The organism is Pseudomonas sp. HMSC08G10 (assembly GCF_001808425.1).
Taxonomy (GTDB): domain Bacteria; phylum Pseudomonadota; class Gammaproteobacteria; order Pseudomonadales; family Pseudomonadaceae; genus Aquipseudomonas; species Aquipseudomonas guariconensis.
Genome location: NZ_KV793311.1, coordinates 76270 through 96927, shown reverse-complemented (window position 1 = coordinate 96927; position 20658 = coordinate 76270). Strand labels below are relative to the sequence as shown.

The following is a 20658-nucleotide window of genomic DNA, read 5'->3' as shown; positions in this document are numbered from 1 at the left end:
ACAACGCCACAAGCCCCTTGGGTCCTTGCGAGGCCTGCGTTGACCACATGGCGGCCCTCTCAACGCGGCAATTCGATCCGCGATGTTTCCCCCGGCACTGTCGGCCAATCCCCCGCAGCCCAGCGCGCCCGGGCCTGTTCGATCAGTTCCGGATCGCTGGCCACGAAGTTCCAGTTCATCCGCCGTGGCCCATCCAGTGGCGCGCCACCGATCAGCACCAGCTGGCACTCGCTTTGTGCATACAGCGTCACTTCTTCGCCTTCGGGCAGTACCAGCAGGTTGCATGGCTCGACCTCGTCCTCGCCCAGCAGCAGCTCGCCGTCGAGCAGGTAGAGGGCACGCTCGGCATGTTCGAGGGGCACGTTGAGCGTGGTGGCCGCCTGCATTTGCACCAGGGCGTACAGGGTAGGGGAGAGCACCGGCACTGGGGATTCAAGACAAAACCCTTGGCCTGCGATCATGCGGATGCTTACGCCCAGATTGTCGCTGACCGGTAGGCTGTCGGCCGGATGATGGCTGTAGCTGGGCGGCCCTTGCTCATTCTCGCGGGGCGAAGCCAGCCATACCTGTAGGCCATGCAGGCGCGAACCCCTGCTCAAGGCATCGGCGGGAGTGCGCTCGACGTGAGCGACGCCGCTGCCAGCGGTCATCCAGCTGACATCGCCGGGCAGGACGCGCTGTTCGGAGCCCAGGCTGTCCTTGTGCAGGATTTCGCCTTCAAACAAGTAGGTCAGGGTCGACAGGCCGATATGCGGGTGTTGGCGGATGTCCATGCCGCTGCCGGGGGCATAGCGGGTATCGAGCATGTGGTCGAAGAACACGAAGGGCCCCACGCTGCGGCACTGGGCCGATGGCAGTGGGCGCAGGATCGGTTGGCCCTCGACCGATTCGGCGCGCGGGTGAATGATCAGGGGGCGGCTCATGACAGGGCTCCAGGCGGGCAACGGATGCCTCAAGCATAGCGGTTCAGCGAAGCGGGCTGAACCGCCTCGCGCAGGTACGGGTCTACTCTTTTCACCGCCGCAGAGGAAGACCACCATGATCGCCAGAGCGCTGGCCTGCCTGTTGTTGTCCGCCGGCATGTGCCTGACGGCGCAGGCCCGGGATTACCGCTACAGTGATGCCCACCTGCACTACGTAGACTTCTTCCAAGAGAGCGAGGGCATGGCTGCGCTGTTCAAGGCCATGGACGAGGCTGGGGTCGAGCAGTCCATGATCGCGGGCATTCCCGTGGCCAAGAAGTGGCATGAAGATGAGCCCAAGCGCCCGCGCTACTACGCCGGTGATGATGCGGACGCCTACTGGTACAGCGCCACCGATGTCTACGTCGCCGCTGCGGTGCAGCAGTTGCCGCCGCAGCAGCGCCGACGCCTGCATCCGTTTCTCAGCGGCTTCAATCCGGTGGACAAGAACGCTGTCAGTCATATCGAGCGCATGCTCGAGCTGTACCCAGGGCTGTGGCAGGGCATTGGCGAGGTGTTCACCCGTCATGACGATCTGACTGCGCTCACCAGTGGCGATACACCCAGAGCCAACAATGAGGCCATGACGCGGATCTATCACTTGGCGGCCGAGCGTGACTTGCCGGTGCTCATCCATTCCAATATCACCTCCAAGCGCGAGCGCAACCCGCTTTACCTGGCGGAGATCGAAGAGCCACTGCGTAACCATCCACACACCCGCTTCATCTGGGCCCATGCCGGTACCAGCGCGGAAATCCATCGGCACCAGACACAGATGAACTTCCTCCTGCCGGTGCTCACTCGGCTGCTCGAAGACTACCCGAACCTGTATATCGACCTGTCCTGGAGCATGCGCGAGCCTTACTTGCTGGACGGGCAGGGCAGGCCGCACGAGGCATGGGTCAAGCTGGTCGAGCGGTTCCCGGGGCGTTTCATGCTCGGTTCGGATGTGGTCGGGCGCTTTTCCGGAATCGGCGAGCAGATGCACGGTTTTGATGCCTTCCTCGATGCGCTGCCGGTCGAAGTGGCCAACCGTGTGGCGCACACGAATTTTCTGTCAGTGCTACCGGGTGCACCAAAATAATGCGTGCCGCTTGATTCTGGCCCTTTGATATTGCCTTTTCGTCTTAAGCAAATTCGGCCCCTCCCCGATAGTGTCTATAACAACGACAACGTGGCAGAGGGAGCTGTACATGAGTCTGAGACGTTTGAATATCGCCCCCCGTGCGGGGCTTGGCTTTGGCCTGATGGCCTTGCTGGTCGCCCTGCTCGGGGGCTTTTCTCTCCAACAGATGACACAGATGCGCCAGCAAGCCGAGCAGGTGGACGACAACTGGTTGCCCAGTGTCATTTCGGTCGGGCGCATGACTCAGGACATGTTGCGAATCCGCGCCCTGACCTTGCGCCTGCTGATCGACCCGGCGCCGGCGGCACAACAGCAGAACCGTGCGCGTATCGAAGAACTCAAAGCCGGCTTGAACGAAGTCCAGCAGCGCTATAAGGCGCTGATCGTGTTGCCGGAAGAGCACACGCTGCTCACTCGCTACCAAGGGCTTGAACGCCAATACTTGGACCTGCAGGGCCAGGTAATGCAACTGGCGGGCGAAGGGCGCACCGATGCGGCGGCGACCTTGGTCAACGGCGAGATGAACCAGTTCGCTGACCAGATGACCGCGACCCTCAACGAACTGATCGAGCTGAACATCCACCATGCCGATCGCGCCACGGATCTTGCCGAGGCGGTCTACGCAGGGGCCAAGGTCTGGGTGTGGGGATTGTTACTGGTGGCGGTGACCATGACCGTGGTCCTGGCGCTGGCCCTGACACGCAGTATCGTGCGGCCGCTGGGGCAGTCGTTGCAGGTGGCCGAGACGGTCGCCAAGGGCGACCTGACGCCGCAGATCACTGTACAGGGCGAGGACGAGCCTGCGCGCCTGCAGGCGGCGCTCAAGGTCATGCAGCAGAGCTTGCGTGACACCATCGGACGAATTTCCGATTCGGCGGGACAATTGGCTTCAGCTTCCGAGCAGCTCAGTGCGGTTACCGAGGACGCTACCCGAGGGTTGCAGCAACAGAGCCAGGAAATCGAACAGGCGGCGACGGCCGTCAACCAGATGACCTCGGCAGTGGAGGAGGTGGCGAACAATGCGGTAGCGACGTCCGAGGCCTCCCGCGAGTCCGACCGTATCGCCCGCCAGGGGCGTGAACAGGTGCAGGCGACCGTACATGCCATCGAGTCCCTGGCGGCGGGCGTGGCCGACAATGCCGATGAGGTCGGGCAACTGGCCCAGCAGGTTCAGGACATCAGCAAGGTGCTGGATGTGATAGGTGCTATTGCTGAACAGACCAACCTGTTGGCGCTCAATGCCGCTATCGAGGCGGCGCGGGCGGGAGAGGCGGGGCGTGGCTTTGCGGTGGTGGCTGATGAGGTAAGGGCGCTGGCCCACCGCACACAGACGTCCACCCGCGAGATCGAGCAGATGATCGTTGCCATCCAGGCCGGCACCGAACGTGCCGTGCACGGCATGCAACAAAGCAATGAGCGGGCGCGTTCGACCCTCGAGGGTGCCCATGCTGCAGGCGAGGCGTTGGAGGCGATCACGGCGGCCATAGCGCGGATCAACGAACGCAACCTGGTGATCGCCAGTGCATCGGAAGAACAGGCTCAGGTGGCCCGCGAAGTGGATCGCAACCTGACCACCATCCGTGACCTGGCGCACCAGTCCTCGGCGGGGGCCGAGCAGACCTCGGCGGCGAGCCAGGCCTTGTCGCAGCTGGCGGTGGATCTGAACGCACTGGTGCACAGGTTTTCGGTATAGCCCAGCAAGGGCAAGGCCCTCGCTCTGTTCTTGCAGCCAAACGAAAACGCCCCGAACCAGTCGGGGCGTTTTCGTTGCAGCGAGGTCAGGCTGTTACTTGCCAGTCCAGCGCTTGAGCACCAGGGTGGCGTTGGTGCCACCGAAGCCGAAGCTGTTGCTCATGACCGTGTCGATCTTGGCGTTTTCTTCGGTCTGGCGCAGGATCGGCAGGTCGGCGACCTCCGGGTCCAGCTCGTCGATGTTGGCGGAGCCGGCGATGAAGTTGTTTTCCATCATCAGCAGGCAGTAGATCGCCTCGTGTACGCCTGCGGCACCCAGGGAGTGGCCGGACAGGCTCTTGGTCGAGCTGATCTTCGGAGCCTTGTCGCCGAACACTTCACGTACACCTTTGATCTCGGCGACGTCACCGACCGGAGTCGAGGTGCCGTGGGTGTTGAGGTAGTCGATCGGGGTGTCGACGGTGGCCAGCGCCTGCTGCATGCAGCGGATCGCGCCTTCGCCGCTCGGGGCAACCATGTCGTAGCCGTCGGAAGTTGCGCCGTAGCCGACGATTTCGGCATAGATCTTGGCGCCACGGGCCAGGGCGTGTTCCAGCTCCTCGACCACGACCATGCCGCCGCCACCGGCGATGACGAAGCCATCGCGGTCAGCGTCATAGGCGCGCGAGGCCAGTTCAGGGGTTTCGTTGCGCTTGGTCGACAGGGCGCCCATGGCATCGAACAGGAACGACTGGCTCCAGTGCTCTTCTTCACCGCCGCCGGCGAAGACGATGTCCTGCTTGCCCCACTGGATCTGCTCCAGGGCGGTGCCGATGCAGTGTGCGGAGGTGGCGCATGCCGACGAGATCGAGTAGTTGATGCCCTTGATCTTGAACGGGGTGGCCAGGCACGCCGATACCGTGCTGCCCATGGTGCGGGTGACGCGGTATGGGCCGACGCGCTTGACGCCTTTCTCGCGCAGGGTGTCCAGGGCTTCCATCTGGTTCAGGGTGGAGGCGCCGCCGGAACCTGCAACCAGGCCGGTACGCGGGTTGGAGACTTGCTCCTCGGTCAGACCGGCGTCCTTGATCGCGTCCTGCATGGCCAGGTAGGCGTAGGCAGCGGCATGGCCGACGAAGCGGTAGACCTTGCGGTCGATCAGCTCTTCGAGGTTGAGGTCGATGGAACCGGAAACCTGGCTACGCAGCCCCATTTCCTTGTATTCCGGGTTGTAACGGATACCCGGACGGCTGTTGCGCAGGTTTTCGGTGACGGTAGCTTTGTCATTGCCCAGGCACGATACGATGCCCAGACCAGTGATAACGACGCGGCGCATGCGAATAACCCTTAGAAATTGTCAGTGGAGGTGAACACGCCGACCCGCAGGCCTTCGGCGGTGTAGATCTCGCGGCCGTCGACGCTGACCGAGCCATCGGCGATGGCCATGTTCAGCTTGCCCTTCAGGACGCGCTTGATATGAATGTTGTAGGTGACTTTCTGGGCCGAAGGCAGTACCTGGCCGAAGAATTTCACTTCGCCCGAGCCCAAGGCGCGGCCGCGGCCTGGCAGACCCTGCCAGCCAAGGAAGAAACCGACCAGTTGCCACATGGCATCCAGGCCCAGGCAGCCTGGCATGACGGGGTCGCCTTCGAAGTGGCAGGCGAAGAACCACAGGTCCGGATTGATATCCAGCTCGGCGACCAATTCACCTTTGCCGTACTTGCCGCCTTCGGCGCTGATATGGGTGATGCGATCGACCATCAGCATGTTCGGGGCGGGCAGTTGCGCATTACCTGGGCCGAACAGCTCACCGCGACTGCAGCGCAGCAAATCTTCCCGAGTAAAGGCGTTTTGTTTGGTCATGCGAGCTCCTCAATAATCCCCGTGCGGCTGGGGCTGAATCTTCCCGGCCGGCTCGGCGGTTGAGTCCGAGACGGCAGCCTACAGGTAGACTATTGCGTTGTGGTGAAAGTCACAGCGCACCTGGCAAAGAAGTACAGGTGTGCACTGAAACGCTTATTTTCAGGGCCTATGCAGGTCCTGTCTAGTGGCCACGGCGGTTAATTCGGTTGCTTTGCGTCGTCGGGCGACCCGTCACCGACACCGGACAAGCCGCGTTCTGGCCTCCATCTCCCTAGACTGCCGCATTTCGGCGTTAATCGCCAGTCGCGGCTGTCCGTCCGGACAACCAGCGTTGCAGCACCTGCTGCAGTTCCGTTCGTTTGAAAGGCTTGCTCAGGTAGTCGTTCATCCCCGCTGCCAGGCATCGCTCGCGATCGCCCTGCAGCGCGTTGGCCGTGAGGGCGATGATCGGCACCTGCGCGCCGTTGGGCAGCAGGCGGATGCGCCGAGTGGCCTCGTAGCCGTCCACAACGGGCAGGCGGCAGTCCATCAGCACGGCGGCGAAGCGTTGCTCAAGCACCTGCTCGACGGCCTGAAGACCATCGAGGGCGGTGACGACATCGAAGCCCAGGCTACGCAGCATGGCCTCGATGACGCTCTGGTTGACCGGGTTGTCTTCTACCAGCAGGATCTGCCCGCCTTCCCAGGCCGCTTGCCCTTCGACGTCCTGGGCCGGCAGCAAGGTCGCCGTGGCGCTGGCCAGGGCCAAAGGCATTTCCAGGGTGAAGGTCGAGCCCAGCCCTTCGCGGCTTTCGCCGCGCAACTGCCCGCCCATGCGCTCGGCGAGGGTCCGTGCGATCGCCAGGCCAAGGCCTGTGCCGCCATAGCGACGGGAAATCGAGCTGTCGGCCTGCTGGAAGGCCACGAACATCATCTCCAGGCGGTCGCTGTCGATGCCGATGCCGGTGTCACGCACCGCGCAGGTGAACCACACCTGTTGGGCATCCAGGGCCCGCCAGCGGGCCTCCACTTCCACTTGGCCGTGTTCGGTGAATTTCAAGGCGTTGCCGATCAGGTTCAGCAAGATCTGGCGGATCCGTGTCGGATCGCCTGTGACCTGCAACTGGTCGATGCCTTGGGGGAGCTGCAAATGCAGGCCCAGCCCGCGCTGCTGGGCGCTGTGCTGGAACGACTGGACGCTGCTGCTGATCAGCTCGCCCAGGTTGAAGGCGATGTGTTCGAGTTCCAGCGTGGTGCGCTCGATCCGCGAGAAGTCGAGGATGTCGTTGATCACCTTGAGCAGATGCCCGGTGGATTCGCTGGCCACGGCGGTGTAGTCAGCCTGCTCGCTGGTCAGCGGGGTGGTCTCGAGCAGTTGCAGCATGCCCAGGACACCGTTCATGGGGGTGCGCAGTTCATGGCTCATCATCGCCAGGAACTCCGATTTGGTCCGGTTGGCTTGCTCGGCCTCCTCACGCGCCTGAATCATCTGCGCCATGGCCTGCTTCTGCTCGGTGCTGGCTTTCTCCAGGGCACTGGCCAGGTTGTTGATGTGTCGGGCCAGGTGCCCCAGCTCGCTGTCGTCGACTTCCGGCACCTGGGTCTTGAATTCGCCCTTCTGGATGGCCTTGACCGCATGGCCCATGTCGCTGATCGGCTTGGCCAGGCTCATGGCCAGGCGGCGGGCGAGCAGGAAGGTGAACAGCAAGGCGAACAGGGCCAGGATGCCGGCCTTGATCACGATTTCCTGCTGGCGCTGGCTGAAGGCATCGTCGGACATGCCCACGATCACCCGCCCCAGATAGTCATCGCCAATGCTGGGAGCAGGCGCGTTGCCCTGTTGCAAGAAATCGTTGTCCAGGCGGATCTGCTGCAGGCGGATCGGCGCCTGGAACACTTCCACGCGCTGGGCACGGTTGACGTTCTCGCCGTTCTGCTCGACGTACACCAGGATGTGGTTGCGGCTGTCCTGCACCTCGAGAAAGCGTACGTGCGGAATGCTCAGGGTCGCGCGCATGAGGCTTTCGAGTACCTCATTGTTGCCGGAAATCACGCCATATTCGGAGGCGGGAGCCAACTGGTTGGCGATCAGTTGCCCGGTATGGTTGAGCTCCTGGCGCAGGTCCTGCAGACGCACGAAGGTGAAGAAGCTGATCAGCAGCAGGGTCAGCAACAGGGCGGGGCCCAGGCTGATGATCTGGGTGCGGGTGTGGATGTCCCAGCTCAGGCGGTTGCTCATGGGGTGGGCTCTCCTTCGGCCAGGACCACGGCGGCGGCCTTGGGGTCGATCGGCTCCAGCCCCAGGGCGCGAGCCACTTGCTGGTTGCCGCTGACCCCATAGTGCGTGGGGTAGTGGCTGCGCGGCCAACTGGCGGGCGAGCGGTCGAGCAATTGGTCGAGCACCGCGAGCCAGTCGTCCTGATCGCTGAAGGTGCTGGCCAGCGCCCCGGCGCGGACAAAGCCTGCGTTGGGACCGATCAGCGCCATCTGCCGGCCATAGCTGCTGAGCAGGACGTTCTTGGCGGTCTTGGAGTTGTACAGGTCGGGGTCGTCGATCCCCAGCAGGACATCGCTATTGCTCAGCAGGTGTTGCAGCGGGCGGCTGTCGCGCGGGTCCGGCCAGTCCTGTGCGACGATCTCAAGGCCCAGCGGGCGGGCGGCCAGGCGCAGTTCGTCAAGCATGAAGCGGCTATGTTCGCCGTACAGCACACCGATTCGTCGCGCCTGTGGCAACAAGTAGCGCGTCAGGCGCAATTGCCGACCAGGCGGTGGATCGCTCCACAACAGGCACAGGTAGGCGGGACGCGACTTTCCCAGGCGTTGTTCCGCCTGTACCCGGCTGACCCGCAAGGCCAGCGCCGGAGGGCCAGCGGCCTCACCCAGGCGCCATTCGAACGCTGCGCTGTCGAGCAGCACCAGGCGCACATCAGCCTTCAACTGCCCCGGCTTGGGCAGGGCGTCGACGGTCTTGAAATGCACCTGGTCGTTGGGACGGCGCGCTTCCAGGGCGGAGACGAAGCTGCGTACGCCTGGTTGGTCGCTGGCGCCTACCAACAGAATCTCGCTGGCTGATACCGCGCCCAAAGGCCACAGGCAGAACAGCAACAGGCGCAGCAACAAGGCCATCAGAACTCCAGCTCCGCGCTCACGCTCAAGCGGTGACGACTGTCGTAGCGGTTCTGCGGCACGGTGACCGGCTCGTCATCCAGGCGTTGCTGCCAAAGTGCGGCCAGCTCCAGATTGCTGCCCTGGATGCGAAAGCGTTTGGCCACGCGCAGGTCGAGGCGTTCGTAGCGGTACTGGTTGAGTGCGTCGTCGCCGTAGTAGAACAGGGCGCTGGACCAGCCCTGGCCCCATTCGCGCATCCAGCCGGCCGAGCCACTGTTGCGCGCGCTCAGGCGTCGGTCGCTGGGGTTGCTGGCCCAGGCATCGACGTAGGCGTAGGTCAGGCGCAGTCGGTCACGCAGGGTAGGGCGCCAGTCCAGCTGCGCTTCGCTGCCGCTGAAGCGGGCCTTGTTGGCGTTGCTGGCGATGTACTGGTTGTTGCGCAACGGCTCGCTGATCATTCCGGTGATCTCGTCATAGAACAACTTCACATCCATGTTCAAATCGATGTCGCTGAAATTGCCGTTGTAGCCCAGCTCCCGCGAGCGCATGCGCTCTTGTTCGAGGTCGCCAGGGCCGCGGGTCTTGACGAAGTATTCGCCGTGCTGCAACCCATACACGTTGGGGGTCAGGTTGTTGACCGTGTAGCTCCAGTTGACGTTGTTCTCGAACATGTCCGGCGAGCGCACCGCCTCTGAATACACCGCACGCAAGCCGTGACGCGGGGTGATCAGGTAGTTGACCGCCATGCGCGGGGTGAGCGAGCTGCCCGACAGGCGCGAGTCCTCGAACATCGCGCCACCCTGGAGAATCCAGTGCTCGTCGGCGCGCCACTCCAGTTGACCGAACAGGCGCCAAGTCTGGTCGTCCAGGCTGCCGTTGAAGTAGGTCTGGGAGTCGGCGCGATCATAACGGTAGTTCATTCCGCTGAGCAGACGCAGGTTGTCGGTCAGGCTCAGGGTGTCCTGGACCTCGAGATCGAAGCGGGTTTCCCGGGTGCTTTGGTCCACATCGCCGCAAACCACTTCACGACCACCATTGGCCCATTGGCTGGCGATCTGGTCGCGCAGGGCGTTCTGCACGGGGTCGCTGCTGGGAGGCGGGTTGTTGGCGTTGCGTGCCACTTGCTCGGCATAGTCCGGGTTGATCTGCCAGAGCCGCGTCAGCTCCGGGCTGAAGGCGATGGCCGCATCGCAGGCCAGCCAGACCTGTTGCCGGTCGAAGTGCTGGGCCGAGCCCTGGACGTATAGGCTGTGTTCGGGATTGAAATCGATGTTCCAGCGCATCGAGCCCGCATAGTCCTTGGCATTGACGTCGGCGTTGTCGCCTCGGGCGGTCACGAAGGGAAACACCGGCTGATAGGTATAGGGCCGCTGATTGCTCCCTTCCTTGGCCGCCAGTTGCCATTCAAGGGTCTGGTTGACCGCCAGGTTGTGGCTGGCGCTGAGGTTGAAGCGGTTGAGGCGGCGGCTGTCGCGGTAGTCGTTGCCGAACTGGTCCTCGTCGAAGCCATCATCCTGCATGCCGGACAGCGACAGGCGCATGTCGCCGCCTTCCCAGCCGAAGCCCTGGCTGGCGTAGTAATCGTTGATGCCGTCCTGGCCGCGGGTCACCTTCACTCGGGTGCCATGGCTGTCGGCGGGGTTGCGGGTGAGGATGTTGACCACGGCCATCAAGGCGTTGGCCCCGTAACTCACGGTGTTGGGGCCGCGGAATACCTCGATCCGGTCGATGTCCTCGATGGCCAGCGGGATGTCGCTCCAGTCCACCGTGGCAAGGCCTGCGCGATACACCGAGCGGCCATCGATCAGCACCTGCATGCGCCGCGCGTCGTTGACGTTGCTGCCATGGTAGTTGACGGTCGGCTGGTTGCCGGCGACGTAGCCCACCATCATGCCGGGTACCAGGCGCATCAGCTCGGGGATGTCGCGTGCGCCGCTGGCGCGGATCAGTTCGCTGTCGAGCACCGTCATGCTGCCAGGTACGGCGGCCGGGGATTGTTTCAGGCGTGTCGCGGTCAGAACCTGCGGCAGGTCCTGGTTGTCGAGGAACATGTCATCGGCCAGGGCCGGGCCGCCCAAGAGGGCAGTCAGCAACAGCAGGCGAGGGTAAGGTGGCGTGCCAGGGAACACGGTACGGCCTTGTTTCAGAGATGAAACAGGCATGTTAACTGACCGCTTGGGTTTTGCCAGTGCGATTTGATATCCATACGCAGGGCTGGCACTGCCACTGGCTCTGTCGCATGCGCGCCGTATAATGCCCCGGTCGCCAACTTAACTTATTGGCTTTAACGGATTGGATATGACTGAACAGCAACCTGTTGCAGTTCTGGGGGGCGGTAGCTTCGGCACCGCCGTGGCGAACTTGCTGGCCGAAAACGGCGTGCCGGTCCGGCAATGGATGCGTGACCCCGAGCAGGCCGAGGCCATGCGCGTCAATCGCGAGAATCCTCGCTACCTCAAAGGCATTCGCCTGCAGGACGGGGTGGAGCCTGTCAACGACCTGCTGGCCACGTTGCAGGCCTGCGACCTGATCTTCGTCGCGCTACCTTCCAGCGCCTTGCGCAGCGTGCTGGCGCCCCATGCCGAACTGTTGCGCGGCAAGGGTCTGGTCAGCCTGACCAAGGGCATCGAGGCGCAAAGCTTCAAGCTGATGAGCCAGATCCTCGAAGAGATCGCGCCCGAGGCCCGCATCGGCGTGCTGTCGGGGCCGAACCTGGCCCGCGAGATCGCCGAACACGCCCTGACCGCCACCGTGGTCGCCAGCGAGGACGAAGCCCTCTGTCAACGTGTGCAGGCGGTGTTGCATGGCCGCACCTTCCGCGTCTACGCCAGCGCCGACCGTTTCGGCGTCGAACTCGGCGGCGCGTTGAAGAACGTCTACGCCATCATTGCCGGTATGGCCGTCGCCCTGGGCATGGGCGAGAACACCAAGAGCATGCTGATCACCCGTGCGCTGGCCGAGATGACCCGCTTCGCCGTGAGCCAGGGCGCCAACCCCATGACCTTCCTAGGCCTGGCCGGGGTCGGCGACTTGATCGTCACCTGCTCCTCGCCCAAGAGCCGCAACTATCAGGTCGGCCATGCCCTAGGCCAGGGTCTGAGCCTGGAGCAGGCGGTGAGTCGCTTGGGCGAGGTGGCCGAAGGGGTCAACACCCTCAAGGTGCTCAAGGCCAAGGCCCAGGAGGTACAGGTGTACATGCCGCTGGTGGCTGGCCTGCACGCGATCCTCTTCGAGGGGCGTACGCTGAACCAGGTGATCGAGCACCTGATGCGCGCCGAGCCCAAGACCGACGTCGATTTCATTTCCATCAGCGGTTTCAATTGATCCCGGAGCACATGCATGAACGACACAGCCAACCGCGCCCAGCGCGAATCGATCATCCTGCGGGTACTGTGGATGCTGGTGTTCCTCTTGGTCTGGCACATGGCCCAACTGTTGCTGGGTGGCCTGGTGCTGGTCCAGCTGATCTACCGCCTGGTCTATGGCGCGCCCAGCGGTAGCCTGATGAATTTCGGCGACAGCCTGAGCCAGTTCCTGGCGCAGATCGGCCGCTTTGGCACCTTCCACAGCGACCAGAAGCCCTGGCCGTTCGCCGACTGGCCGACCCCTCGCGCCCCTGAAGGCGAAGTGCCCCACGAAGTTGCCTCGGCGCCTCACCCGGTGCGTGATCAGGAGCCCAAGCTGTGAAGGTCTGGGTGCTGCGCCACGGCGAGGCCGAGCCACGCGCCAACACCGACGCCGAGCGGCGCCTGACCAACCATGGTCGCGAGCAGGTGCTGCGTAGTGCCGCGCGCCTGTTGGGCCAACCGCTGCAGGCGATCATCGCCAGCCCGTACGTTCGAGCCCAGCAGACAGCAGCTCTGGTGCACGACGCCTTGGGCTTCGATGAGCCGGTGCGTACCGTGCCTTGGCTCACCCCCGACAGCGATGTCGGGCAGGTGATCGGCGAGCTGGACCAACTGGGCCTGGAGCACGTGCTGCTGGTGAGTCACCAGCCCTTGGTCGGCACCTTGGTAGGCATGCTCGAACACGGCCATGGCCAGCAACCGGCGCCGCTGAGCACAGCGAGCCTGGCTGAGCTGGAAGGGGACTGGCCGCTGGCCGGGTTGATGACCCTGCAGGGGCTGTACCACGCCGGCTGACCCTGGCTGTTGACGGTGCCTTCTTCGCGGGTTCACGCGCGAAGAAGGCGACACACATGCCAGGCATGTCCGGATCGCCCTCAGCGATGACCTTTCCGAACGTTGCCGCCCCAGCACGCCATGCCGACAATGGGCCATCACTTCCCATTCAGACCAGGCCGCCATGTCGCAGCAGATCTTCTTCGCCCACGCCAATGGCTTCCCTTCGGCCACCTACGGCAAGTTGTTCGCCGCCCTGGCGCCGGACTACCAGGTCCGGCACCTGGCGCAACATGCCCACGACCCGCGGTTCCCGGTCAACGACAACTGGCAGAACCTGGTCGATGAGTTGCTTCACCACCTGGCCCAGCAGGGGCAGCCGGTCTGGGGCGTCGGCCATTCCCTGGGTGGCCTTCTGCACCTGCATGCCGCCCTACGTTGCCCGCAGTACTACCGAGGCGTGGTAATGCTCGATTCGCCTGTGCTGACCCGCGCCGACCAGTGGATGATCCGCGCGGCCAAGCGCCTGGGCTTCATCGACCGCATCACCCCGGCCGGGCGCACCCTGGGGCGTCGCGAGGCATTCCCCGACCGTGACAGCGCACGGGCCTACTTCGCCGGCAAGACGTTGTTCCGCCACTTCGACCCCGATTGCCTGGAGGCGTATCTGGAGCACGGCCTGCAAGCCACCCAGGAGGGCTTGCGCCTGCGCTTCGACCCCACCACCGAGATCGACATCTACCGCAGTATCCCCCACGTCAGCCCGGCGCCAGCGCGCCAGCTGCAGGTGCCGCTGGCGGTGGTGCGTGGCGACCAGAGCCGGGTGATCCGCCGCCACCATGCCCTGGCGGTGCGCGGCATTCCCCGGGGCGAATACCACAGCCTGCCCGGTGGGCACATGTTCCCGCTGGAGCGGCCGGGGGATACAGCGCGCTTGATCAAGGGTCTGTTCGATCGCTGGAGCCGGGCATGAGCACGCACGTCGAAGAGATCCGTCTGAGTCTGGGCCATATCGAGCTGGCGGCGCACCTGTTCGGGCCGGATGACGGTCTGCCGGTGATCGCCTTGCATGGCTGGCTGGACAACGCCAACAGCTTCGCCCGCCTCGCGCCGCGCCTCGACGGGCTGCGCGTGCTCGCCTTGGACCTGGCCGGGCATGGCTATTCCGAGCATCGCCCTGTCGGCGCCGGTTACGCTTTGGCCGACTACGCCCACGATGTATTGCGGGTGGCCGAGCAACTGGGCTGGAAGCGCTTTGGTCTGCTCGGACATTCGTTGGGCGCAATCATCAGCGTGCAGCTGGCGGGAGCCTTGCCCGATCGCATCAGCCACCTGGCGTTGATCGACGGCCTGATCCCGCCCACGGCCCGCGAGCAGGACGCCGCCGAACGCCTGGGCATGGCGCTGCAGGCGCAACTGCGCCTGGATGGCAAGCGCAAGTCGGTGTACGCGACCCTTGAAGAAGGCGTACAGGCGCGCATGAAAGGCATGGTCGCGGTCAGCCGCGAAGCCGCCGAGCTGCTGGCCCAGCGTGGCTTGATGCCGGTGCCGGGCGGCTACAGCTGGCGCAGCGACAGCCGCCTGACCTTGCCATCACCGGTACGCCTGAACGAGGCGCAGGCCATGGCCTTCGTGCATCGGGTCGCGTGCCCGGCCTGCCTGGTGGTGGCGGCCGATGGCATGCTCGCGCAGCACACAGCCTTGCTAGAGCAGCTACCCTTTGAGCAGGTCACGCTGCCCGGTGGCCATCACCTGCATTTGAATGACGAACAGGGCGCAACCCTTGTTGCAGACTGTTTCAATCGCTTCTTCGGCTTTTCTTGACTTGCACAGGACAAGTGTCGAGGCTTGGCGGGTTGAACACGGAGACAACCATGCACATGCCAGACATCCTGGATAACCCCATCGGCGCCCTGTGCGTGACAGGTGGCCGATGATCACGCGCACCCTGATCGCCGTTTGCTTGGGCCTGGCCAGCCCCTTGTCGTGGGCCGGCAGCCTGCCCGTGCCGGTGGATGCCAAAGTGGTCGACCAGCGTCCGGCCGTGGAGCAGGAGCGGGTCTATCCCATGGGCCCTTTACGCAAGATCAGCGGCCGCCTGAGGGTGGACGAAAAAGTCGAAAGCCGCGGCCAGGTCAGTTCCGTCACCTATGAGCTCCCTGTCGAACGGACTGCCCGCGAGGCCTTCACCAGTGCCCGCGAGGCCTTGCAGCGCGAGGGGGGCTACCCGCTGTTCTGGTGCCAGGGTCGCGATTGCGGCGAAGCCAGCCTGTGGGCCAACGAAGTATTCGCCAATGCCCGCCTCAATGGTGGTGACGAGCAACAGGCGTTCATCCTCCTGCGCCGCTCCGCCGAAGAGGCCGACACCTTGGTCTCGCTCTACAGCGTCACCCGTGGCAATCGCCGCGCCTACCTGCACGTCGAGGAGTTCGTGGCCGACCAGCCTCTGGGCGAGCTGTTGCCGACTCCAGCCACGGTGCTGCGCGAACTGCGCGACACCGGCAAGCTGGACTACCCTGACCTTGCCGCACCGCAGCCCACCTGGGTGGCCTTGCTCGGGCGCAGCCTGAACCTGGACAGCACCCTGCGCGCCAGCCTCAGCGGCGCCCAGGCCGAAGCCTGGCGCGAGCAACTGGTAAACGCCGGCGTGCGCAGTACCCGCCTGGAAGTCGGGACGGCACCCACCGATGGCCTGCACCTTGAGCTGATCCGTTGAATGAGTCCCTCCATGCCCAACAATGACCGCCTGCTGATCCAGATCCTGCTGCTGGCCCTGCTCGGGGCCGGGCTGTGGGTGATGGCGCCTTTCATTTCGGCATTGCTCTGGGGCGCCATCCTGGCCTTCGCCAGTTGGCCGCTGATGCGCTTGCTCACCCGCGTGCTGGGCGGGCGCGAAACGCTCGCCGCGAGCCTACTGACCGCCGTGTGGATCCTGGTGGTGGCCTTGCCGCTGGTGTGGCTCGGCTTCAATCTGGCCGACCACATCCGTGATGCCACCGCGTTCATCCGGGACGTGCAGGTCGACGGCTTGCCCGACGCCCCCGACTGGCTTGGCAGCATCCCCCTGGTGGGGGAGCGACTGGTGCGCTGGTGGGATTCCATGGATCAACAGGGCGCGGCCTTGCTGGCCTCGGTCAAGCCTCACCTGGGGCAGGTCGGCAACTGGCTTCTGGCGCGCAGTGCGCAGATTGGCAGCGGCGCGTTGGAGCTGACCCTGAGCCTGGTGTTCGTGTTCTTCTTCTACCGTGACGGGCCGCGCCTGGCGGCCTTCGTGCTGCGCCTGTTGCAGCGGTTGATGGGGGAACGCGCCGAGTATTACCTGGACCTGGTGGCTGGCACCGTGCAGCGCGTGGTCAACGGCGTGATCGGCACTGCCGCGGCCCAAGGCTTGCTGGCTTTGATCGGCTTCCTGATCGCCGGTGTGCCGGGCGCCATCGTGCTGGGGCTGGTGACCTTCATGCTCAGCCTGATTCCCATGGGGCCGCCGCTGGCCTGGATACCTGCCACCGGCTGGCTGGTGTGGAAGGGTGAGTACGGCATGGCGGTGTTCCTCGGCCTGTGGGGCACCTTCATCATCAGCGGCGTCGACAACGTCCTCAAGCCGTACTTGATCAGCCGCGGTGGCAACCTGCCGTTGGTGATCGTGCTGCTCGGGGTGTTCGGCGGGCTGATCGCCTTTGGCTTCATCGGCCTGTTCATCGGGCCGACCTTGCTGGCGGTGGGCTATAGCCTGCTGCTGGACTGGAGCCGTAACGCGGGGCAGCAGACACCCCAGCGGTAGTCAGGCCAAGGCTCTCCATGCCGCCATCCTTGCGGGGTACCCGCGACGATGGCGGCTGCCGAAAAGGCTGATCTTTACGCACTCTTTATGCCCTGACCCCACCCCCCATCTCGTCCCTTTACGCCCCTCCCTCGGACAATTTCCCTAAAGCGGCCCATGCGCCGTACCAAGGGAGATGTGCACATGAACATGCTGGACGGGGTGTCACTGCTGCTGGCAGTGACGTTGGCGATGTACCTGCTGGTGGCGCTGCTGCGCGCCGATCGCAGTTAAGGGGCGGCCATGCACAGTTACGACTACCTATTGCTGTTGGCGTTCTTCGCCATCGTGCTGCTGCCAGCACCTTGGCTCGGGCGCTTTTGCTTCAAGGTGATGGAAGGGCAGCGCACCTGGCTGACACCGGTGCTCGGCCCGCTGGAGCAAGGTTGCTACCGCCTGGCCGGTGTACGCGCCGAGCAGGAGCAGAACTGGAAGCAATACAGCCTGGCCTTGCTGGCCTTCAACCTGGTGGGCTTCGTGTTGCTGTTCACCGTGCTCATGCTCCAGGGGTATCTGCCGCTGAACCCGCAGCAACTGCCGGGGCAGGAGTGGACGCTGGCGTTCAACACTGCAGTCAGTTTCATGACCAACACCAACTGGCAGGCCTACAGCGGTGAAGCGTCGGTCAGCTACTTGAGCCAGATGATCGGCCTGACTGTGCAGAACTTCGTGAGCGCCGCCACCGGTCTGGCCGTGCTGGTCGCCCTGTGCCGAGGGATTGCCCGTCGCTCCACCACCACGTTAGGCAATTTCTGGGTCGACTTGACCCGCGCCACCCTCTACGTGCTGCTGCCACTGTGCCTGGTGCTGGCACTGCTGCTGGTGTGGCAGGGCGTGCCGCAAACCTTCGCCGACTACGCCCACGCACTGACCTTGCAAGGCAGCGACCAGGCCCTTCCCCTTGGCCCAGCCGCCAGCCAGATCGCCATCAAGCAACTGGGCACCAACGGCGGCGGCTTTTTCGGCGTCAACTCGGCGCACCCGTTCGAGAACCCCACAGCCTGGAGCAATCTGTTCGAGGTGGCATCGATCATCCTCATTCCGGCAGCGCTGGTGTTCACCTTCGGCCATTACGTCAAAGACCTGCGCCAGAGCCGGGCGATCCTCGCCTGCATGTTGGGCCTGTTCCTGCTCGGCGGCGCCACGGCGCTGTGGTCCGAGCAACAGCCCAACCCTGCCTTGGAAAGCGCCCAGGTACAACAGACCGCGCCGCTCGAAGGCAAGGAAAGCCGCTTCGGCACCACCGCCTCGGTGCTATGGAGCGTGACCACCACCGCCGCCTCGAACGGTTCGGTCAATGCCATGCATGACAGCCTCAACCCACTCACGGGCATGGTGGCCATGGTCAATATGATGGTCGGCGAGGTGATCTTCGGCGGCGTCGGCGCAGGCCTTTACGGCATGTTGCTGTTCGTGCTGATCGCCGTGTTCCTGGCGGGCCTGATGATCGGGCGCACGCCGGAGTACCTGGGCAAGAAGCTCCAGGCGCGGGAGGTGCAACTGCTGGTGGCGACCTTGCTGGTGATGCCGGTGGGTGTACTGGTGCTCGGCGCCATCACCGCGAGCCTCGCCGGGCCTGCCAGTGCCGTGACCAACCCCGGTGCCCACGGCTTCAGCCAACTGCTCTATGCCTACACCTCCGGCACCGCCAACAACGGTTCGGCGTTCGCCGGCTTCGGTGCCAACACGCCGTACCACAACCTGATGATCGGCCTGGCCATGCTTATCGGCCGCTTCGGCTACATCCTGCCGGTGCTCGCCCTGGCTGGCAGCCTGGCAGCGAAGAAGAGCGCGCCCCAGGGGCTGAACAGCTTCCCCACCCATGGCCCGCTGTTCGTGGTCCTGCTGCTGGTGACCATTGTGCTGGTCGGTGGCCTGACTTTCCTGCCGACCTTGGCCCTCGGGCCGATTGCCGAACACCTGAGCCTGGGCTTCTGAGGACCTCCCATGAACATGCCTATTCCTGATGTCAAAGCCAACCGCACCGCCGTGGACCAGACCCGCTTCGCCGCGCTCTGGCGTCCGGCCCTGGTCCAGGCTTTCGTCAAGCTCGACCCCCGTCAACTCAAGCGCTCGCCGGTGATGTTGGTGGTTGCCCTGACCGCGCTGCTGACCACGCTGCTGTGCTTCGTCCCCGGCAGTGGTGTGGGGACCGGCGTAGCCCTGCAGATCGCCCTGTGGCTGTGGTTCACCGTGCTGTTCGCCAACTTCGCCGAAGCCTTGGCCGAAGGCCGTGGCAAGGCCCGTGCCGACAGCCTCAAGGCCGGCAGTCAGGGCCTGACCGCCCAGCGTCGCACCGTCGATGGCCGCTTCGAGACCGTGCCCGCCACCCAGCTTCGCAAGGACGATGTGGTCAAGGTCGTTGCCGGCGAGTTGATCCCCGGTGACGGCGAGGTGCTCGAAGGCATCGCTGCGGTCAACGAGGCGGCCATCACCGGCGAGTCGGCCCCTGTGATCCGTGAGTCCGGTGGCGACCGCTCGGCGGTGACCGGCAACACCCGCCTGGTTTCGGACTGGCTGTTGATCCGCATCACCAGCAACCCCGGCGAGTCGACCCTGGATCGCATGATCGCCTTGGTCGAAGGCGCCAAACGCCAGAAGACCCCCAACGAAATCGCCCTGGATATCCTGCTGATCGGCCTGACGTTGATTTTCCTGATCGTGGTGGTGACGTTGCAGCCGTTCGCCCATTTCTCGGGTGGCAGCCTGCCGCTGATCTTCCTTGCTGCGCTGTTGGTCACGCTCATCCCCACCACCATCGGTGGTCTGCTCTCGGCCATCGGCATCGCCGGCATGGACCGCCTGGTGCGCCTTAACGTCATCGCCCGCTCCGGCCGTGCGGTGGAGGCGGCGGGTGATGTGCACACGCTGATGCTCGACAAGACTGGCACCATCACCTTCGGCAACCGTCGTTGTAGTGCACTGCATGTCGCGCCCGGCATCACCGCGCGGGAACTGGGGGAGGGCGCGTTGTTCGCCTCGCTTGCCGACGACACTGCCGAGGGCAAGTCGATTGTCGAATACCTACGTCAGCAACAGGCGTTCATCGAACCTTCGGCCGACCAGTTCGAGGCCATTGCCTTCAGTGCAGAGACGCGGCTCTCGGGTATCGACTTCCAGCAACGCCGCTATCGCAAGGGCGCGGTCGATGCGGTGTTGGCCTTCGTCGGCCTGCAACGCCTGGAGATGCCCACGCCGCTGGCCCGTGAAGTCGAGCGTATCGCCCAGAGCGGTGGCACACCGCTGCTGGTGTGCATCGACAAGCGCTTGCTGGGAGTGATCCACCTCAAGGATGTGGTCAAGCCCGGCATTCGCGAGCGTTTCGCCGAGCTGCGCAAGCTGGGGATCCGTACGGTGATGGTGACGGGCGACAACCCGCTGACCGCCGCTGCCATTGCCGCCGAAGCGGGGGTCGACGATGTGCTGGCCGAGGCCACGCCGGAGAAGAAGTTGGCGCGCATCCGCCAGGAACAGAACGACGGCCGTCTGGTGGCCATGTGCGGGGACGGCGCCAACGATGCCCCCGCCCTAGCCCAGGCCGATGTCGGCATGGCCATGAACGACGGCACCCAGGCCGCGCGCGAGGCGGCCAACATGGTCGATCTGGACAGCGACCCGACCAAGTTGCTGGACGTGGTCCAGGTGGGCAAGGAGCTGCTGGTCACCCGCGGTGCGCTGACCACGTTCTCCATCGCCAACGACGTGGCGAAGTACTTTGCCATCCTGCCGGCGCTGTTCGCCGCGATCTACCCGCAGTTGGGCGTGCTCAACCTCATGCAACTGCAGAGCCCGCAGAGCGCGATCCTCTCGGCCATCGTGTTCAACGCGCTGATCATCGTCGTGCTGATCCCGCTCGCACTGCGCGGCGTGCGCGTCCAGGCGGCGAGCGCGGCCCACCTGCTGCGACGCAACCTGCTGATCTACGGTGTGGGCGGCATCATCGTGCCGTTTGCCGGGATCAAGGCGATCGATCTTTTGCTCAACGCTCTGCACCTGGTTTGAAGGAGA

General features: G+C 64.5%; 18 protein-coding genes and 1 pseudogene. 13 read left to right on the top strand and 6 right to left on the bottom strand.

The genetic code is table 11. From position 1 onward, the window contains the following. Positions 1-59: 59 nt before the first annotated feature. Positions 60-923: a pirin family protein gene (locus HMPREF3173_RS14835; protein ID WP_043211393.1), complete on the bottom strand. Its 864-nt coding sequence runs from the start codon at positions 921-923 to the stop codon at positions 60-62. Positions 924-1038: 115 nt separating this feature from the next. On the opposite strand from HMPREF3173_RS14835, the gene HMPREF3173_RS14830 reads away from it, so the two are divergent. The 3 genes and pseudogenes from HMPREF3173_RS14830 (at position 1039) to HMPREF3173_RS25305 (ending at position 3781) form a co-directional block, all read left to right on the top strand. Then, entirely contained in the window at positions 1039-2046 is a 1008-nt protein-coding gene (locus HMPREF3173_RS14830; RefSeq protein WP_070574179.1) for an amidohydrolase family protein, read from the top strand. 109 nt (positions 2047-2155) lie between these two features. Beyond that, a pseudogene (locus HMPREF3173_RS25310) lies at positions 2156-2698 on the top strand (MCP four helix bundle domain-containing protein); the annotation flags it as partial. 30 nt (positions 2699-2728) lie between these two features. Further along, a complete protein-coding gene (locus HMPREF3173_RS25305) occupies positions 2729-3781 on the top strand; it encodes a methyl-accepting chemotaxis protein (protein ID WP_371906676.1) in 1053 nt (350 codons plus the stop codon). Between the two features lie 93 nt (positions 3782-3874). Here the strand turns inward: HMPREF3173_RS25305 and fabB are convergent, their stop codons facing one another. From fabB to HMPREF3173_RS14800, 5 genes are all read right to left on the bottom strand, one after another. Continuing rightward, a complete protein-coding gene (gene fabB, locus HMPREF3173_RS14820; RefSeq protein WP_043211385.1) occupies positions 3875-5095 on the bottom strand; it encodes a beta-ketoacyl-ACP synthase I in 1221 nt (406 codons plus the stop codon). An 11-nt stretch (positions 5096-5106) separates the two neighbouring features. After that, positions 5107-5622 (bottom strand): 3-hydroxyacyl-[acyl-carrier-protein] dehydratase FabA, encoded by a 516-nt coding sequence (gene fabA / locus HMPREF3173_RS14815; RefSeq protein WP_043211383.1) that lies wholly within the window; start codon positions 5620-5622, stop codon positions 5107-5109. 292 nt (positions 5623-5914) lie between these two features. Next, positions 5915-7840: an ATP-binding protein gene (locus HMPREF3173_RS14810; RefSeq protein WP_070574175.1), complete on the bottom strand. Its 1926-nt coding sequence runs from the start codon at positions 7838-7840 to the stop codon at positions 5915-5917. Further along, positions 7837-8727: an ABC transporter substrate-binding protein gene (locus HMPREF3173_RS14805; RefSeq protein ID WP_043211378.1), complete on the bottom strand. Its 891-nt coding sequence runs from the start codon at positions 8725-8727 to the stop codon at positions 7837-7839. The genes HMPREF3173_RS14810 and HMPREF3173_RS14805 overlap by 4 nt, the downstream gene beginning before the upstream one ends. Beyond that, on the bottom strand, positions 8727-10871 hold the full coding sequence (locus HMPREF3173_RS14800; protein WP_177343699.1) for a TonB-dependent receptor plug domain-containing protein: 2145 nt from the start codon (positions 10869-10871) through the stop codon (positions 8727-8729). Before HMPREF3173_RS14800 ends, HMPREF3173_RS14805 begins: the two co-directional genes overlap by 1 nt. A 136-nt stretch (positions 10872-11007) precedes the next feature. On the opposite strand from HMPREF3173_RS14800, the gene HMPREF3173_RS14795 reads away from it, so the two are divergent. From HMPREF3173_RS14795 to kdpB, 10 genes are all read left to right on the top strand, one after another. Continuing rightward, positions 11008-12033: an NAD(P)H-dependent glycerol-3-phosphate dehydrogenase gene (locus tag HMPREF3173_RS14795; RefSeq protein ID WP_043211374.1), complete on the top strand. Its 1026-nt coding sequence runs from the start codon at positions 11008-11010 to the stop codon at positions 12031-12033. A gap of 15 nt (positions 12034-12048) precedes the next feature. Continuing rightward, positions 12049-12396 carry a DUF4389 domain-containing protein gene (locus HMPREF3173_RS14790; RefSeq protein ID WP_043211372.1) on the top strand — a complete coding sequence of 116 codons (348 nt, stop codon included), beginning with the start codon at positions 12049-12051 and terminating at the stop codon, positions 12394-12396. Next, the gene (gene sixA / locus HMPREF3173_RS14785; protein ID WP_043211370.1) at positions 12393-12851 is read left to right on the top strand and encodes a phosphohistidine phosphatase SixA; all 459 of its coding nucleotides are present in this window, start codon (positions 12393-12395) and stop codon (positions 12849-12851) included. The genes HMPREF3173_RS14790 and sixA overlap by 4 nt, the downstream gene beginning before the upstream one ends. A gap of 163 nt (positions 12852-13014) precedes the next feature. Beyond that, positions 13015-13803, top strand: coding sequence for an alpha/beta fold hydrolase (locus HMPREF3173_RS14780; RefSeq protein ID WP_070574173.1), 789 nt, complete (start codon positions 13015-13017; stop codon positions 13801-13803). Then, on the top strand, positions 13800-14654 hold the full coding sequence (locus tag HMPREF3173_RS14775; RefSeq protein WP_070574171.1) for an alpha/beta hydrolase: 855 nt from the start codon (positions 13800-13802) through the stop codon (positions 14652-14654). The genes HMPREF3173_RS14780 and HMPREF3173_RS14775 overlap by 4 nt, the downstream gene beginning before the upstream one ends. A 109-nt stretch (positions 14655-14763) precedes the next feature. Continuing rightward, positions 14764-15546, top strand: a complete 783-nt coding sequence (locus tag HMPREF3173_RS14770) for a DUF4892 domain-containing protein (protein ID WP_043211363.1) — start codon at positions 14764-14766, stop codon at positions 15544-15546. A gap of 12 nt (positions 15547-15558) precedes the next feature. Beyond that, positions 15559-16611: an AI-2E family transporter gene (locus tag HMPREF3173_RS14765; protein ID WP_070574169.1), complete on the top strand. Its 1053-nt coding sequence runs from the start codon at positions 15559-15561 to the stop codon at positions 16609-16611. A gap of 183 nt (positions 16612-16794) precedes the next feature. Next, positions 16795-16884: a K(+)-transporting ATPase subunit F gene (gene kdpF, locus HMPREF3173_RS14760; protein WP_070574167.1), complete on the top strand. Its 90-nt coding sequence runs from the start codon at positions 16795-16797 to the stop codon at positions 16882-16884. 9 nt (positions 16885-16893) lie between these two features. Continuing rightward, positions 16894-18588, top strand: coding sequence for a potassium-transporting ATPase subunit KdpA (kdpA, locus tag HMPREF3173_RS14755; RefSeq protein ID WP_070574165.1), 1695 nt, complete (start codon positions 16894-16896; stop codon positions 18586-18588). A gap of 9 nt (positions 18589-18597) precedes the next feature. Then, positions 18598-20652 (top strand): potassium-transporting ATPase subunit KdpB, encoded by a 2055-nt coding sequence (kdpB, locus tag HMPREF3173_RS14750; protein WP_070574163.1) that lies wholly within the window; start codon positions 18598-18600, stop codon positions 20650-20652. The last annotated feature ends 6 nt before the right edge of the window (positions 20653-20658 follow it).